Origin of the sequence: Caballeronia sp. GACF4, assembly GCF_023631025.1 — a bacterium.
Lineage (GTDB): Bacteria > Pseudomonadota > Gammaproteobacteria > Burkholderiales > Burkholderiaceae > Caballeronia.
Window position 1 is genome coordinate 66,424 of record NZ_JALQDW010000012.1, and the last position, 14,923, is coordinate 81,346.

27 protein-coding genes are annotated in these 14,923 nt (G+C 58.8%); all 27 read right to left on the minus strand.

What is annotated here, in order from left to right; all coding sequences use genetic code 11:
- Nucleotides 1–15 precede the first annotated feature (15 nt).
- Nucleotides 16–1,851: a protein-disulfide reductase DsbD gene (dsbD, locus tag NCR40_RS12275; protein WP_250509586.1), complete on the minus strand. Its 1,836-nt coding sequence runs from the start codon at nucleotides 1,849–1,851 to the stop codon at nucleotides 16–18.
- On the minus strand, nucleotides 1,844–2,176 hold the full coding sequence (cutA, locus tag NCR40_RS12280) for a divalent-cation tolerance protein CutA (RefSeq protein ID WP_250509587.1): 333 nt from the start codon (nucleotides 2,174–2,176) through the stop codon (nucleotides 1,844–1,846). Before cutA ends, dsbD begins: the two co-directional genes overlap by 8 nt.
- A gap of 149 nt (nucleotides 2,177–2,325) precedes the next feature.
- On the minus strand, nucleotides 2,326–2,721 hold the full coding sequence (rplQ, locus tag NCR40_RS12285) for a 50S ribosomal protein L17 (RefSeq protein ID WP_016346459.1): 396 nt from the start codon (nucleotides 2,719–2,721) through the stop codon (nucleotides 2,326–2,328).
- A gap of 138 nt (nucleotides 2,722–2,859) precedes the next feature.
- On the minus strand, nucleotides 2,860–3,837 hold the full coding sequence (locus NCR40_RS12290) for a DNA-directed RNA polymerase subunit alpha (RefSeq protein WP_244826424.1): 978 nt from the start codon (nucleotides 3,835–3,837) through the stop codon (nucleotides 2,860–2,862).
- A gap of 146 nt (nucleotides 3,838–3,983) precedes the next feature.
- Nucleotides 3,984–4,607: a 30S ribosomal protein S4 gene (gene rpsD, locus NCR40_RS12295; protein ID WP_244826425.1), complete on the minus strand. Its 624-nt coding sequence runs from the start codon at nucleotides 4,605–4,607 to the stop codon at nucleotides 3,984–3,986.
- Nucleotides 4,608–4,778: 171 nt separating this feature from the next.
- Nucleotides 4,779–5,183, minus strand: coding sequence for a 30S ribosomal protein S11 (gene rpsK / locus NCR40_RS12300; protein WP_006052224.1), 405 nt, complete (start codon nucleotides 5,181–5,183; stop codon nucleotides 4,779–4,781).
- Nucleotides 5,184–5,211: 28 nt separating this feature from the next.
- Nucleotides 5,212–5,577, minus strand: coding sequence for a 30S ribosomal protein S13 (gene rpsM, locus NCR40_RS12305; protein WP_061179113.1), 366 nt, complete (start codon nucleotides 5,575–5,577; stop codon nucleotides 5,212–5,214).
- Nucleotides 5,578–5,619: 42 nt separating this feature from the next.
- Nucleotides 5,620–5,736 (minus strand): 50S ribosomal protein L36, encoded by a 117-nt coding sequence (gene rpmJ / locus NCR40_RS12310; protein WP_004199844.1) that lies wholly within the window; start codon nucleotides 5,734–5,736, stop codon nucleotides 5,620–5,622.
- A gap of 20 nt (nucleotides 5,737–5,756) precedes the next feature.
- Nucleotides 5,757–5,975: a translation initiation factor IF-1 gene (infA, locus tag NCR40_RS12315; RefSeq protein WP_004521905.1), complete on the minus strand. Its 219-nt coding sequence runs from the start codon at nucleotides 5,973–5,975 to the stop codon at nucleotides 5,757–5,759.
- A gap of 8 nt (nucleotides 5,976–5,983) precedes the next feature.
- Entirely contained in the window at nucleotides 5,984–7,330 is a 1,347-nt protein-coding gene (secY, locus tag NCR40_RS12320; protein WP_250465878.1) for a preprotein translocase subunit SecY, read from the minus strand.
- A gap of 41 nt (nucleotides 7,331–7,371) precedes the next feature.
- Nucleotides 7,372–7,806: a 50S ribosomal protein L15 gene (gene rplO, locus NCR40_RS12325; protein WP_244826427.1), complete on the minus strand. Its 435-nt coding sequence runs from the start codon at nucleotides 7,804–7,806 to the stop codon at nucleotides 7,372–7,374.
- 30 nt (nucleotides 7,807–7,836) lie between these two features.
- Nucleotides 7,837–8,019 carry a 50S ribosomal protein L30 gene (gene rpmD, locus NCR40_RS12330; RefSeq protein WP_016346466.1) on the minus strand — a complete coding sequence of 61 codons (183 nt, stop codon included), beginning with the start codon at nucleotides 8,017–8,019 and terminating at the stop codon, nucleotides 7,837–7,839.
- A 14-nt stretch (nucleotides 8,020–8,033) separates the two neighbouring features.
- Nucleotides 8,034–8,552 (minus strand): 30S ribosomal protein S5, encoded by a 519-nt coding sequence (gene rpsE / locus NCR40_RS12335; protein WP_244793886.1) that lies wholly within the window; start codon nucleotides 8,550–8,552, stop codon nucleotides 8,034–8,036.
- A gap of 14 nt (nucleotides 8,553–8,566) precedes the next feature.
- Nucleotides 8,567–8,932 (minus strand): 50S ribosomal protein L18, encoded by a 366-nt coding sequence (gene rplR, locus NCR40_RS12340; RefSeq protein WP_035967614.1) that lies wholly within the window; start codon nucleotides 8,930–8,932, stop codon nucleotides 8,567–8,569.
- 12 nt (nucleotides 8,933–8,944) lie between these two features.
- The gene (gene rplF / locus NCR40_RS12345) at nucleotides 8,945–9,478 is read right to left on the minus strand and encodes a 50S ribosomal protein L6 (RefSeq protein WP_250509588.1); all 534 of its coding nucleotides are present in this window, start codon (nucleotides 9,476–9,478) and stop codon (nucleotides 8,945–8,947) included.
- 19 nt (nucleotides 9,479–9,497) lie between these two features.
- Complete coding sequence (gene rpsH, locus NCR40_RS12350; protein ID WP_062638157.1) at nucleotides 9,498–9,893, minus strand: 30S ribosomal protein S8; 396 nt, start codon at nucleotides 9,891–9,893, stop codon at nucleotides 9,498–9,500.
- Nucleotides 9,894–9,907: 14 nt separating this feature from the next.
- The gene (gene rpsN, locus NCR40_RS12355) at nucleotides 9,908–10,213 is read right to left on the minus strand and encodes a 30S ribosomal protein S14 (RefSeq protein ID WP_244826429.1); all 306 of its coding nucleotides are present in this window, start codon (nucleotides 10,211–10,213) and stop codon (nucleotides 9,908–9,910) included.
- 7 nt (nucleotides 10,214–10,220) lie between these two features.
- Complete coding sequence (gene rplE, locus NCR40_RS12360; protein ID WP_244826430.1) at nucleotides 10,221–10,760, minus strand: 50S ribosomal protein L5; 540 nt, start codon at nucleotides 10,758–10,760, stop codon at nucleotides 10,221–10,223.
- 14 nt (nucleotides 10,761–10,774) lie between these two features.
- Nucleotides 10,775–11,083 (minus strand): 50S ribosomal protein L24, encoded by a 309-nt coding sequence (gene rplX, locus NCR40_RS12365; protein ID WP_244826431.1) that lies wholly within the window; start codon nucleotides 11,081–11,083, stop codon nucleotides 10,775–10,777.
- 9 nt (nucleotides 11,084–11,092) lie between these two features.
- Nucleotides 11,093–11,461 (minus strand): 50S ribosomal protein L14, encoded by a 369-nt coding sequence (gene rplN, locus NCR40_RS12370; protein ID WP_006998478.1) that lies wholly within the window; start codon nucleotides 11,459–11,461, stop codon nucleotides 11,093–11,095.
- A 299-nt stretch (nucleotides 11,462–11,760) separates the two neighbouring features.
- On the minus strand, nucleotides 11,761–12,033 hold the full coding sequence (gene rpsQ / locus NCR40_RS12375) for a 30S ribosomal protein S17 (protein ID WP_008343854.1): 273 nt from the start codon (nucleotides 12,031–12,033) through the stop codon (nucleotides 11,761–11,763).
- Nucleotides 12,030–12,224 (minus strand): 50S ribosomal protein L29, encoded by a 195-nt coding sequence (gene rpmC / locus NCR40_RS12380; RefSeq protein ID WP_035933103.1) that lies wholly within the window; start codon nucleotides 12,222–12,224, stop codon nucleotides 12,030–12,032. Before rpmC ends, rpsQ begins: the two co-directional genes overlap by 4 nt.
- 10 nt (nucleotides 12,225–12,234) lie before the next feature.
- A complete protein-coding gene (rplP, locus tag NCR40_RS12385) occupies nucleotides 12,235–12,651 on the minus strand; it encodes a 50S ribosomal protein L16 (RefSeq protein WP_061170924.1) in 417 nt (138 codons plus the stop codon).
- Nucleotides 12,652–12,653: 2 nt separating this feature from the next.
- Nucleotides 12,654–13,454, minus strand: coding sequence for a 30S ribosomal protein S3 (gene rpsC / locus NCR40_RS12390; protein WP_244826432.1), 801 nt, complete (start codon nucleotides 13,452–13,454; stop codon nucleotides 12,654–12,656).
- Between the two features lie 11 nt (nucleotides 13,455–13,465).
- A complete protein-coding gene (gene rplV / locus NCR40_RS12395) occupies nucleotides 13,466–13,795 on the minus strand; it encodes a 50S ribosomal protein L22 (protein ID WP_011490054.1) in 330 nt (109 codons plus the stop codon).
- A 12-nt stretch (nucleotides 13,796–13,807) separates the two neighbouring features.
- Nucleotides 13,808–14,083, minus strand: a complete 276-nt coding sequence (gene rpsS / locus NCR40_RS12400) for a 30S ribosomal protein S19 (RefSeq protein WP_035506764.1) — start codon at nucleotides 14,081–14,083, stop codon at nucleotides 13,808–13,810.
- A gap of 10 nt (nucleotides 14,084–14,093) precedes the next feature.
- Complete coding sequence (gene rplB, locus NCR40_RS12405) at nucleotides 14,094–14,921, minus strand: 50S ribosomal protein L2 (protein ID WP_250509589.1); 828 nt, start codon at nucleotides 14,919–14,921, stop codon at nucleotides 14,094–14,096.
- Nucleotides 14,922–14,923: the final 2 nt, after the last annotated feature.

Genomic DNA, 14,923 nt, shown 5'->3' on the forward strand with positions numbered 1-14,923 from the left:
ATGCATCGCCCTTCGTCATCCGTTCGCCGGACTGACTTTATCGAGGCTTTTCAAAAACGTATCCGCCGATTCATAGCCGACCACGCGCGCGACCTCGTTGCCTTGCGCATCGAAGAAGATGATGCCGGGCGGGCCGAACAGCTTGAAGCGCTTGAGCAAGGTCTGATCATCGGTGTTGTTCGCGGTCACGTCCGCACGCAACAGATTGAGTTGCGCGAGACGCGCCTGAACACGGGCGTCGGAGAAAGTCAGGTTCTCCATTTCCTTGCAGGACACGCACCAGTCGGCATAAAAGTCGAGCATGGCGGGACGTGCCGCCGATTTCACCGCCGAATCCAGTTCCGTCGCTGACTTGACCGGCGCGAAGATCGGCCCCGATGCTCGTGCCGTCGCGCCTGCATTGCTGCCGCCGCGCGCGGCTAGTACGGCTAGCGGGCGCAATGCATCCGTCGATCCCGCCGCGAGACCGACCAGCAACGCCGCCGCCCAGATGGCAAACGCGGCGCCCAGGCCGCGCCCCAGCCGCTTCCAGACGTTGACCGGCGCGATCGCGCCCGACGCAAATAGGCCGAGCGATGCCGCCGCGACCAGCAGCCAAAGCGCGGCGAGCAACATTTGCGCGACGCCACCGATGACCGGCCACACGATCCACAAAGCGGCCGCAAGCAACGCGACGCCGAAAAACACCTTCACGCCGTCCATCCAGGCGCCCGCTCGCGGCAGCACCGACCCCGCGCCGAGACCGATGATCAGCAACGGCACACCAAGCCCGATACCCATGGCGAACAGCGCGGCCCCGCCGAGCACGGCGTTGCCCGTGTGCGCGACAAACGCGAGCACGGCGAAAAGCGGCGCGGTCATGCACGCGCCGACGACGAGCGCCGACAACGCGCCCATCACGGCGACCGCCGCGAACTTACCGCCGCCGCGTTTCTGAGACGCCTCGTTGACGCCGCTTTGCCAGCGCTCCGGCAACGCGATATCGACTCCCGAGATCAGCGCGATCGCGAAAACCGCGAGCAGGATGCCGAACGCGCCCAGCACCCACGGGTTTTGCAGCCACGCGCCGAGGCTTTGACCGACGAGCGCTGCGGCAATCCCAAGCGCGGTATAGACAAGCGCCATGCCGACGACGTAGGACACCGACAGCGCAAAGCCACGCGTGCGCGTGACGCGCGCGCCTTCGCCGACGATGATCGCGGAAAGAATCGGGATCATCGGATACGAGCAAGGCAACAAGCTCAACACCATGCCCGCCAGAAAGTACAAGCCGACCACAGCGAAGAAGCCGCCGCCTTCGAGCATCGACTGCGCGTAGTCGGCGCTCGTCGCGCGTTCGAACCAGGATTGGGACGACGCAGTGTTTGTCGCTGGAGACGTCGCAGAACTGGCACTCGCAGCTTGCAACGCGTCGCCCTTGACGCGATAAACGCGCTCCATCGGCGGATAGCAGATGCCCTGATCCGCGCAACCTTGCGACGTCACCGATAACTCGAACGGCCCTTTTGCCTGAGTCACCGGAATGCGGATGAGTAGTTCGCCGCGATAGGTTTCGACGTCCTTGTTGAATGTCTGGTCGAAATGAACCTTGCCGGCGGGTAGTTGCGCCGCGCCTATAATCGCCCCGCCGCTTTTGACCGCAAAGGCAAAGCGCTCGCGATACATGTAGTAACCGTCGGCGATCTTATAACGCACGTCCACTTCGCCCGGCTGTTCGGACGCACTGAACTTGAAGGCGACGGCGGGATCGAGGAAGTCGTCCGCGGCGTGCGCGGCGTTTATCGCCAAAGGCAGAAAGGCGAGCGTCGCGGCGATCAGCCAACGCAAAAAGAGACGAGGAAGATCAAACATGAAGAGGACGCTGCGTTTCTGCATTGACCCATTGTCCATATCCCGGCGATGCATCGGCCTGCCAGACAAGAATTTCGGGCGTTTCATAAGGATGCGCCGCCGCGACGAAGCGCTGCAATTCGGCGCTGCACGCAAGGCTCGTCTTGAAGAGCAACTGCACTTCCCGCGATGTCTCCAGTGCGCCCTTCCAGTGATATTGCGATTGCACTTCGCCGAGCCTCGTCACGCACGCAGCCAGGCGCGCCTCGAGCACCGCTTGCGCCAACTTGTCGGCAGCGTGTGCATCCGGAACGGTGGTCAGCATAAGGACGACAGGGACATTCACTTCGGGCTCCGGTGCGGCGCGGCACGTGAGACTTGTGGATCGGGCCTTATCGTAGCACTCCGCTCACTTCGACGACCGCAACGACTCCGAAGCCCACAATGCAAAAAGGCCAAGCTACGCTTGACCTTTTCGTTCATCACCAACCGAATTTATTCAGCTTCCTGAACTTCTTCGGTTTCTTCGACTTCCGGGCGGTCCATCAGTTGAACCAGCGCCATCGGTGCGTTGTCGCCAACACGGAAACCAAACTTCAGGATGCTGAGGTAGCCACCCGGACGGCTTGCGTAACGCGGGCCGAGGACGTCGAACAGCTTTGCGACGGAGTCACGATCGCGCAGGCGATTGAAAGCCAGACGACGATTTGCCAACGACGGCTTCTTGCCGAGCGTGATGAGGGGCTCGACGACCTTGCGCAGTTCCTTGGCTTTCGGCAGCGTCGTCTTGATGACTTCGTGCTCGATCAGCGAGTTCGACATATTACGGAGCATTGCCAGACGGTGGCTGCTCGTGCGGTTCAGTTTCCGCAAACCATGCTTATGGCGCATTTCAGTTCCTTAAACGAGTTTTGATCCAGCTCTTCTATTGCGCTCTAAAGTGGCGCACGGGCCGGTCGAAGAAAAAGCAAGACGCGGATTTTAAAGCAAAATCCGCGTCTTTGCCAGTAACGCGATTGACTCTTTCGCTTACTTGTCGAGACCAGCCGGCGGCCAGTTTTCGAGCTTCATGCCGAGCGTCAGACCGCGCGAAGCCAAGACTTCCTTGATTTCGTTCAGCGACTTGCGGCCCAGATTCGGCGTCTTCAGCAGTTCGTTTTCCGTACGCTGGATAAGATCGCCGATGTAGTAGATGTTTTCGGCCTTCAGACAGTTCGCCGAGCGAACCGTGAGTTCCAGGTCATCCACCGGGCGCAGCAGGATCGGATCGATCTGCGGCGCACGCGACGGCGCTTCCGCTGCCGCTTCCGTGCCTTCCAGCGCTGCGAAGACCGACAACTGATCGACCAGAATGCGCGCCGATTGACGGATCGCTTCCTCCGGCGAGATCACGCCGTTGGTTTCGATGTTCATCACGAGCTTGTCGAGGTCGGTACGCTGTTCGACACGCGCGCTTTCCACGGCATAGCTCACGCGGCGAACCGGCGAGAACGACGCGTCAAGCACGATACGACCGATGATCTTGGCCGATTCCTCGCCATAACGACGCACGTTGCCCGGCACGTAGCCACGGCCCTTTTCAATCTTGATCTGGACGTCGAGCTTGCCGCCCTTCGAGAGATGGGCAATCACGTGACCGGGATTGATGACCTCGCAATCATGCGCGAGTTCGATATCGCCAGCCGTGACGAGGCCTTCGCCTTCCTTGCGCAGCGTCACCGTGACTTCGTCGCGGTTATGCAGCTTGAAGACGACGCCCTTCAGGTTCAACAGCAGGTTGACCACATCCTCTTGCACACCGTCGAGCGTCGAGTATTCGTGCACTACGCCTGCAATCGTCACTTCGGTCGGCGCGTAGCCCACCATCGACGACAACAGCACGCGCCGAAGCGCGTTGCCCAAGGTGTGGCCATAGCCGCGTTCGAACGGCTCCATAACCACTTTCGCATGGCTCTCGCCAAGCGATTCAACTGCAATGATCTTGGGCTTCAACAAACTGGTTTGCATAGGTTTTCCTTTTCAATACCCTCGGCTCGTTACACCGATAAGGCTGACCGGTAACAACCTGAAAAAAACAGCCGAGGCCGCCCTCTTGCCACCGGCAATCAGGGTCCCCGGCTGCCAATCCGGTTACCGCGCGATTAACCGCGCGATTAACGCGAATACAATTCGACGATCAGGCTTTCGTTGATGTCGCCAGCGATATCGCTGCGTTCCGGCATCGACTTGAACGTTCCTTCGAACTTCTTGGCGTCGACCGACACCCAGCTCGGCATACCGCCTTGCTCGGCGAGCGACAGCGCTTCGACGATACGAGCCTGCTTGCGCGACTGCTCACGCACGGAGATGACGTCGCCCGACTTCACTTGCAGCGACGGGATATTCGCGACTTGGCCGTTCACGACGATCGACTTGTGGCTCACGAGCTGACGTGCTTCAGCGCGCGTCGAGCCGAAGCCCATGCGATAAACGACATTGTCCAGGCGCGATTCGAGCAATTGCAGCAGGTTCTCGCCCGTCGGACCCTTGCGGCGGTCGGCTTCAGCGAAGTAGCGGCGGAACTGACGCTCGAGCACGCCATAGATACGCTTCACTTTTTGCTTTTCGCGCAACTGGGTGCCGTAGTCGGACGTACGTGCGCCCGAAATGCGGCCATGTTGACCAGGCTTGCTGTCGAGCTTGCACTTGTCGGCGAGCGAGCGGCGTGCGCTCTTCAGGAACAGATCGGTGCCTTCACGGCGGGACAGCTTGGCTTTGGGACCGGTATAGCGTGCCACTTTGAATCCTTAAAAATTGATCACGCAAACTTTCGTCTGCGCTAGTTCGAACCCTATAGGCCGAACGGTGGGCTTAGTGAAATGCGCGAAGCAGATGCATAACGCACGAAGCCCGCCGACGCTTTCGCATCGACAGGAAACATGCGGTCGCGAATCAACTGATGCGCGACTTTAGATACGACGACGCTTCGGCGGACGGCAGCCGTTGTGCGGGACCGGCGTCACGTCGGAGATCGCGGTGATCTTGATGCCAAGACCATGCAGCGCGCGCACCGCCGACTCACGGCCAGGGCCGGGGCCCTTGATCCGCACTTCGAGGTTCTTCACGCCGTATTCCATTGCCACGCGGCCAGCCGATTCTGCTGCAACCTGAGCGGCGAAAGGCGTCGACTTACGCGAGCCTTTGAAACCCTGGCCGCCCGAGGTCGCCCATGCCAGCGCGTTACCTTGACGATCGGTGATCGTGATAATGGTGTTGTTGAACGACGCGTGAACGTGAACCACGCCCTCGGCGACGTTCTTCTTGACCTTCTTGCGAACGCGTTGCGCCGCGGAGTTGTTCGAAGCCTTAGCCATTACGTTTTCCTGTAACTGTCAGTTCCGCTTACTTCTTCAGCGATTGCGCTGCACGACGCGGACCCTTGCGAGTACGGGCGTTGGTGCGCGTGCGCTGGCCACGCAGGGGCAGACCCTTGCGATGACGCATGCCGCGGTAGCAACCCAAGTCCATCAGGCGCTTGATGTTCATCGTCACTTCACGGCGCAGATCGCCTTCGACGATGAACTTGCCCACTTCGTCACGCAGCTTTTCGAGGTCTGCGTCGGTGAGGTCCTTGACCTTCTTCGAAAATTCCACACCAGCAGCACTGCAAATGCCGCGGGAACGCGTGCGACCAATGCCGAAGATTGCCGTCAGGCCGATCTCGGTATGCTGGTGATTCGGGATGTTAACCCCTGCGATACGAGCCATTGTTTTTCCTCAAACAAAAAGCGCAAGCAAAAAGCGCGGCGTTCAGCCTTGACGCTGTTTGTGGCGCGGATCAGAGCTGCAAATCACGCGCACAACGCCCTTGCGCTTAATGATCTTGCAATTGCGGCAAATGCGCTTAACCGATGCCATCACTTTCATGATATTACCCTTTTTTCAAATCACTTCGCCCGGAACACGATCCGTGCACGAGACAGATCGTAAGGCGTCAATTCAACCGTAACCTTGTCGCCCGGTAGGATACGGATGTAGTGCATCCGCATCTTTCCGGATATGTGTCCCAGGACGACATGGCCATTTTCCAATTTCACCCGGAAAGTAGCGTTGGGAAGGTTTTCAATGACCTCGCCCTGCATCTGGATTACATCGTCTTTGGCCATAGTCCTAACTAGCGCATCGGGACGTTGCCGCCCTTGAAGTTTGCCTTCTTGAGCAGCGATTCATATTGTTGCGACATAACGTACGACTGCACCTGAGCCATGAAGTCCATCGTGACGACGACAATGATCAGCAGCGACGTTCCACCAAAATAAAACGGCACGTTCCAGCGCAACACCAGAAACTCAGGCAACAAGCACACAAACACGATGTAGATCGCACCGGCCAGCGTCAGACGCGTGAGGATGCGGTCGATGTACCGTGCAGTCTGATCGCCCGGACGAATACCCGGAACGAACGCACCGCTCTTCTTCAAGTTGTCGGCGGTTTCCCTGCTGTTGAACACCAACGCGGTGTAGAAGAAGCAGAAGAACACGATAGCCAACGCATACAGCAGCACGTACACAGGTTGACCGGGCTTGAGGGCTTCAGCCACGCTGTGCAACGTGTTCGCGAACCAGCCGGTACGCGTTCCCGAACTGAACCAGTTCAGGATGGTTGCCGGGAAGAGAATGATCGACGACGCGAAGATCGGCGGAATCACACCCGACATGTTCAGCTTCAGCGGCAGATGTGACGACTGTCCACCGTAAATCTTGTTACCGACCTGGCGCTTCGCATAATTCACGAGGATCTTGCGCTGACCGCGTTCGATGAACACGACCAGATACGTAACCGCCGCGATCAACGCGACGATGATGATCGCCGAGATGATGCTCATCGAACCGGTGCGAACCAGCTCGAACAGACCGCCGATTGCATTCGGAAAGCCTGCCGCGATACCACCGAAAATGATGATCGAGATGCCGTTGCCAAGACCGCGCTCCGTGATCTGCTCACCAAGCCACATCAGGAACATCGTGCCCGTCACCAGCGTGACCACCGTCGTCAGCCGGAACACCATGCCGGGATCCAGTACCAGGCCGGGCTGATTTTCCAGCGCCACCGCAATACCGAAAGCCTGGAAGGTTGCCAGAACCACCGTGAAGATCCGCGTGTACTGCGTGATCTTTCGTTGACCTGCCTGTCCTTCCTTCTTCAACGCCTCCATTTGCGGCGACACGATCGACAACAACTGCATGATGATCGAGGCCGAAATGTAGGGCATGATGCCCAACGCGAAAATCGTGAATCGTGACAGCGCGCCACCCGAAAACATGTTGAACATGCCAAGGATGCCGCCCGACTGGCTTTGGAACAACTTCGCCAGCTGATCCGGATCGATGCCGGGAACCGGAATATGCGCACCAATGCGGTAGACAACCAACGCCAGCAGCAGGAACACTGCACGCCGACGCAGATCGCCAAATTTCGCCGCGCTTCGACCGGGTTTTGCGAGACTCGGGCTGTTAGCCAAGAACCTTCTCCGATGCTAGTGCTAGTAACGGCGAAATCGCGTTACTCGGCGAACGAGCCGCCAGCGGCTTCGATTGCTGCACGGGCGCCCTTCGTTGCCGTCAGACCCTTCACCGTGACCTTGCGGGTGATCTCGCCGGTCTTGATGATCTTCGCGCTCTTGATGAGCTCGCCGACCAGACCCGCTTGCTTCAAAGCCAACAGATCGATTTCGTCGACCGGCAACTTCTCGAGATCAGCCAGGCGCACTTGACCGACGAATTCCTTCGTCAGCGAAGTGAAGCCGCGCTTCGGCAGACGACGCTGCAGAGGCATCTGACCGCCTTCGAAGCCGACTTTGTGAAAGCCGCCCGAACGCGATTTCTGACCCTTGTGGCCGCGACCTGCAGTCTTGCCGAGGCCCGAACCGATGCCACGACCGACGCGACGCTTAGCGTGCTTCGCGCCTTCTGCCGGCTTCAGGTTATTCAATTCCATGTTCAACTCCTTGGATCCTAGTCGGCGGCCTTAGCCGATGACCTTAACGAGGTATGAAACCTTGTTGATCATCCCGCGCACTGCCGGCGTGTCCTGCAGCTCGCTCACCGAGTTGAGGCGACGCAGGCCGAGGCCACGCACCGTAGCGCGGTGCGTTTCGCGGGTCCCGATCAGGCTCTTAACGAGCTGAATCTTGACAGTTTTCTCAGACATGATGACCTCGAGGCTTAGCCCAAAATATCTTCGACGGACTTGCCGCGCTTCGCCGCGATGTCGCCCGGCGTGGACTGCTTACGCAGACCGTCGAGCGTTGCACGAACGAGATTGTACGGGTTCGTCGAACCGTGGCTCTTGGCCACCACGTTCTGCACGCCCATCACGTCGAACACTGCGCGCATCGGGCCGCCTGCGATCACGCCAGTACCGTCCTTCGCCGGAGCGAGGAGGACTGCGGAAGCACCATGCTTACCGTGCACTTCGTGTTGCAACGTACCGTTCTTGAGCGGCACCTTGAACATGTTGCGGCGGGCTTGCTCCATTGCCTTTTGAACGGCGACCGGAACTTCCTTCGCTTTGCCCTTGCCCATGCCGACGCGGCCATCGCCGTCGCCAACCACGGTCAGTGCGGCGAAACCGAGAATCCGGCCGCCCTTCACGACCTTGGTCACGCGGTTGACCGAAATCATCTTTTCGCGCAGGCCGTCGTCGCGTTCGTCAGCCTGAACTTTCGCTTGCATCTTTGCCATGACGAATTCTTCCCTTAGAACTTGAGCCCGGCTTCGCGCGCGGCATCAGCCAGCGCTTTCACGCGGCCGTGGTAGCGGAAACCCGAGCGGTCAAAGGCGACGGATTCGATGCCGGCAGCCTTAGCCTTTTCGGCAATACGCTTGCCGATCAGGGTTGCAGCGTTGATATTGCCGCCCTTGCCCGACTTGTCAGCCAGTTCAGCGCGCACTTCGGCTTCCAGCGTCGAGGCGCTTGCAAGCACCTTCGTGCCGCATGCCGAGAACACTTGCGCGTAGATATGCGTATTCGTGCGATGCACGGCGAGACGCGCGACCTGCAGCTCAGCGATCTTGATACGCGTCTGACGAGCGCGGCGCAGGCGAGATTGAGTCTTATCCATGATTGCGCACCCTTACTTCTTCTTCGTTTCTTTGAGGATCACGACCTCGTCGGCATAACGCACGCCCTTGCCCTTATAGGGCTCCGGCGGACGATAGCCACGAACTTCCGCCGCGACTTGGCCGACTTTCTGCTTATCGATCCCCTTGATCACGATTTCGGTCTGCGTCGGGGTTTCAGCCTTGACGCCTTCCGGCATCTGGTGCACCACGGGGTGCGAGAAACCCAGCGACAGATTCAGCTTGTCGCCTTGCGCTTGTGCACGATAACCGACGCCAACCAGCGTCAGTCTGCGTTCGAAACCCTTGGTGACGCCATGCACCATGTTCGCCACCAGGGCGCGCATCGTGCCGGACATCGCGTTCGCTTCGCGGCTTTCGTCAGCCGGCGCGAAATTCAACGTACCGTTGTCGTTCGCCACGCTCACCAGCGGATTACCCGCTTGCGAAATCGTGCCGAGCGGACCCTTGACGGTGATGACGTCGCCCTTGACGGCCACTTCGGCGCCTTGCGGCAACGCGATCGGGCTCTTACCTACTCGAGACATGTTTCTTCTCCCTTCGGCGTTAAGCGACGTAGCAGATGACTTCGCCACCGACGCCGGTCTGGCGCGCCTTGCGGTCAGTCATCACGCCCTTCGGCGTCGAGACGATTGCAACGCCCAGGCCATTCATCACCTGAGGAATGTCGTTGCGACCGCGGTACACGCGCAGACCAGGCTTCGACACGCGCTCGAGGCGCTCGATAACCGGACGGCCAGCGTAGTACTTCAACGCGATGTTCAATTCCGACTTCGCACCTTCAGCCTTCACTGCGAAATCGTCGATATAACCTTCGTCCTTCAAAACCTGCGCAATCGCAACCTTGACTTTCGACGAGGGCATAGTCACCGAAACCTTCTCGACCATCTGCGCATTGCGGATGCGAGTCAGCATATCGGCGATAGGATCACTCATGCTCATTTATGTTTCTCCTATTACCAGCTCGCCTTGGTGAGGCCAGGGATTTCACCGCGGAATGCGATTTCGCGGATCTTGCTACGCGCGAGTCCGAACTTGCGGAACGTGCCGCGAGGACGACCCGTGATCGCGCAGCGGTTACGCTTGCGAGTGGGGTTCGAGTTACGCGGCAATTGTTGCAGCGCGAGACGGGCGATATAGCGTTCTTCGTCCGACTTGCTTGCGTCGTCGATCACAGCCTTCAGCTCAGCACGCTTCGGAGCGTACTTGGCTGCGAGGCGTGCGCGCTTCTTTTCACGTTCGATCAGTGCCAGTTTAGCCACGGTAACCTCAGTTTCTGAACGGGAACTTGAAGCCGGCGAGCAGCGCCTTTGCTTCGTCGTCACTCTTCGCGGTGGTCGTGATGCTGATGTTCAGCCCACGCAGCGCGTCGATCTTGTCGTAGTCAATTTCGGGGAAAATGATCTGCTCTTTCACACCGATGTTGTAGTTACCACGACCGTCGAATGCACGGCCCGAGACGCCACGGAAGTCGCGCACACGGGGGAGCGCAACCGTCACGAAGCGGTCCAGGAATTCGTACATCGCTTGACCCCGCAGCGTAACCATCGCGCCGATCGGGTAGCCTTGACGAATCTTGAAGCCCGCGATTGCCTTGCGCGCCTTCGTGATAACCGGCTTTTGGCCAGCGATCTTCGTCAGGTCGCCCACGGCGTTTTCGATAATCTTCTTGTCAGCGACCGCTTCGCCAAGACCCATGTTGAGGGTGATCTTGGTGATGCGCGGCACTTCCATGATGGACTTGTAGCCGAACTTTTCAACCAGTTGCGGCACAACCGTTTCTTTGTAAATTTCTTGCAGACGAGCCATTTTTTAACTCCGCGTCAGGCGTTAAGCGTGGCGCCGGTCGACTTCAAGAAGCGAACCTTCTTTCCATCTTCGACCTTGATGCCCACACGCGACGCCTTGCCATTCGCGTCGACCAATGCGACGTTCGAAATATGCAGCGGCATCGTTTTGGCCTCCACACCGCCCGTCGTACCCTTCATCGGGTTCGGCTTCACATGCTTCTTGACGAGGTTGATACCCTCGACCGTGACATGCTCTTCCGCAACGACCAGCACGGTACCGCGCTTGCCTTTGTCCTTGCCGGTAGTGACGATAACTTCGTCACCCTTGCGAATCTTGTTCATCGCGACTCCTTACAGCACTTCCGGCGCGAGCGAAACGATCTTCATGAATCGTTCGCTACGCAGTTCACGCGTCACCGGCCCGAAAATACGCGTGCCGATCGGCTCGAGCTTCGTGTTCAACAGTACGGCGGCATTGCCGTCGAACTTGATGAGCGAGCCATCCTGGCGACGCACGCCTTTGGCCGTGCGAACGACCACGGCGTTATAAATTTCGCCCTTCTTTACGCGTCCGCGCGGCGTCGCTTCCTTGACGGTCACCTTGATGATGTCGCCAATGCTAGCGTAACGACGCTTCGAACCGCCGAGCACCTTGATGCACATGACTTCACGCGCACCCGTGTTGTCGGCCACTTCAAGCCGAGTTTCGGTCTGGATCATGGTTTATCTTTCCCAACTTAATCCGGTCACACCACCATGGCGCATCCGGTCAGTCTTGGTCCCGTCAGCCAATCGGCTGCTTGGGTTAGAACAGGCAGCGAGGGCAGACGAAACCCGCCATCGCAATCCGGTGAATCTGTCGACTCAGGCTGGCGCCTGAACCGGCTTCCCCCACCAGTTTCGCCCGCGACGGGGCTCCCACAAAGAGGGAAGACCGAGATTATAACAAATAATCTCGGTCTTGCAAGCGAAACTTACTGCGACACTAGTTACTGCATCGCGGCACTACAACTACAGACTTAGATCACGCGCGCCGCTTCGACCAACTTCGATACAACCCAAGCCTTCGTCTTCGAAATCGGACGAGTTTCCTGAATTTCGACGAGATCGCCTTCGTTGTACGTATTCGCGTCATCATGCGCGTGGTACTTCTTCGAACGCACGACGTACTTGCCGTAGATCGGATGCTTCACGCGGTGCTCGACCAGAACGGTGACCGTCTTGTCCATCTTGTTGCTGACGACCTTGCCGACCAGCGTCCGCTTGAGCGAGGTTTTTACGCTATCGTTCATTTCTGGTTCGCCTTCTCAGTCAGGACGGTCCGCACACGTGCGATGTCGCGACGAACCTTCTTCAGCTGGCTCGTGTTCGTGAGCTGCTGGGTCGCGAGTTGCATGCGCAGGCCGAATTGCGCCTTCAGCAGGTCCGTCAGCTCTTTGTTGAGCGCGGCCTGGTCTTTCTGGTGAAGTTCAGATGCCTTCATCATTTACTCCTTAGGCGCCGAGCTGGCGCACGACGAAGTACGTCTTGAGCGGCAGCTTGGCTGCAGCCAGACGAAACGCTTCGCGCGCCAGTTCTTCGGTGACACCGTCCATTTCGTACAGCATCTTGCCCGGTTGAATTTCAGCGACGTAGTACTCCGGGTTACCCTTACCGTTACCCATACGTACTTCTGCCGGCTTCTGCGAAATCGGCTTGTCCGGGAAAATGCGGATCCAGATTCGGCCACCACGCTTGATGTGACGCGTCATTGCACGACGCGCGGCTTCGATTTGACGCGCGGTCAAACGGCCGCGACCGATAGCCTTCAGACCGTATTCACCGAACGACACCGCGTTGCCGCGCGTCGCCTTGCCGGTGTTACGACCTTTCTGCTCTTTGCGATACTTTCTGCGTTTCGGTTGCAGCATCGTTATTCTCCACTCTTCGCGTCACCGCCAGCGCCGCCACGACGGGGACCGCCGCGACGAGCACCTGCCGGAGCGCCTTCGCCATCGCGACGCGGACGGCGATCGCCACCCGGACGTGCGTTGCGGCGCGGACGCTTGTCTTCCGCCACTTCTTCCACCACCGGCGCTTCATTACGGCCCAGCGTGTCGCCCTTGTAGACCCACACCTTTACACCGATGATGCCGTACGTGGTTTTCGCTTCCGACGTTGCGTAGTCGATATCGGCACGCAGCGTATGGAGGGGCACGCGACCTTCGCGATACCACTCGGTACGAGCGATTTCGATACCGTTAAGACGGCCCGCACTCATGATCTTGATACCTTGCGCGCCAAGGCGCATGGCATTCTGCATCGCACGCTTCATCGCGCGACGGAACATGATCCGGCGTTCGAGTTGTTGCGTGATCGAGTCAGCGATCAGTTGAGCATCGGTTTCCGGCTTGCGAATTTCTTCTATGTTGACGTGAACCGGAACGCCCATGCGCTTCTGCAGTTCAGCCTTCAACAGTTCGATGTCTTCGCCCTTCTTGCCGATGACCACGCCCGGACGCGAGCTGTAAATCGTGATGCGCGCGTTCTTTGCCGGACGCTCGATGATGACGCGACCAACCGAAGCGTTCTTAAGCTTCTTCTTCAGGTACTCACGAACACCGATGTCTTCCTGGAGCATCGCCGCGAAGTTGCTGTTGTTCGCATACCAGCGCGAAGCCCAGTTGCGGCTGACGGCCAAACGGAAGCCAGTCGGATGAATTTTTTGTCCCATCGTATGGCTCCTTAATTCCCGACCGTCACAGTGATGTGACAGGATTGCTTCTCGATGCGGTTACCACGACCCTTAGCGCGTGCGGTAAAACGCTTCAACGAAGCAGCCTTGTCGATATAGATGCTCGTGATCTTGAGCTCATCGATATCGGCGCCTTCGTTGTGTTCCGCATTCGCGATCGCAGACAGCACGACCTTCTTGACGATACCCGCCGCCTTCTTCGGCGAGAACGTCAGAACGTTCAGCGCCTTGTCGACCGGCAAACCACGAATCTGGTCAGCCACAAGGCGCGTTTTCTGCGCCGAGATGCGGGCACCGCGATGAATTGCTTTCACTTCCATCTTGATAGCCCCTTATTTCTTGGCCTTCTTGTCGGCCGCGTGACCCTTGAACGTACGGGTCAATGCGAACTCGCCAAGCTTGTGGCCGACCATGTTTTCCGTGACATACACCGGAACGTGCTGACGGCCGTTGTGAACAGCGATCGTCAGACCGATGAAGTCCGGGAGAATCGTCGAGCGACGCGACCAGGTCTTGATCGGCTTCTTGTCGCGCGTAGCTGCAGCCGACTCAACTTTCTTCAGCAAATGAGCGTCGCAGAACGGACCTTTTTTAGCAGAACGTGTCATTGCCTACTCCTTAACGCTTGTGACGGCGCTGGACGATCATCGTCGTCGTGCGCTTGTTGCTACGGGTGCGATAACCCTTAGTCGGCGTGCCCCACGGGCTCACCGGATCGCGACCTGCAGCCGTCTTGCCTTCACCACCGCCGTGCGGGTGATCGACCGGGTTCATTGCAACGCCGCGCACCGTCGGACGGATACCACGCCAGCGGTTAGCGCCAGCCTTACCGATTTGACGGAGGCTATGCTCTTCGTTGCCCACTTCACCGATCGTCGCGCGGCACTCGACGTGCACGCGGCGAATTTCGCCCGAACGCAGACGAACCTGCGCGTAGACGCCTTCGCGCGCCAGCAGCATCGCGGACGTACCAGCCGAACGCGCGATTTGCGCACCCTTGCCCGGCAGCATTTCGATGCAGTGGATCGTGGTACCGACGGGAATGTTGCGGATCGGCAGCGTGTTGCCTGCGCGGATCGGCGCTTCCGAACCGGACATGAGCTGCGTACCAACGATCACGCCCTTCGGCGCGATGATGTAGCGACGCTCACCGTCTGCGTACAGAACCAGCGCGATGTTCGCGCTACGGTTCGGGTCGTACTCGAGACGCTCGACCTTTGCCGGAATGCCGTCCTTGTTGCGACGGAAGTCGACGATACGGTAGTGCTGCTTATGACCACCGCCCTTATGACGCGTGGTGATGCGGCCGTTGTTGTTACGGCCGGCGGTCACGGACTGCGAGTCGAGCAGTGCCGCAAACGGCTTGCCCTTATGCAGATCCTTGTTGACCACCTTGACCATCGCGCGGCGACCCGGCGAAGTCGGCTTAACTTTAACGATTGCCATGA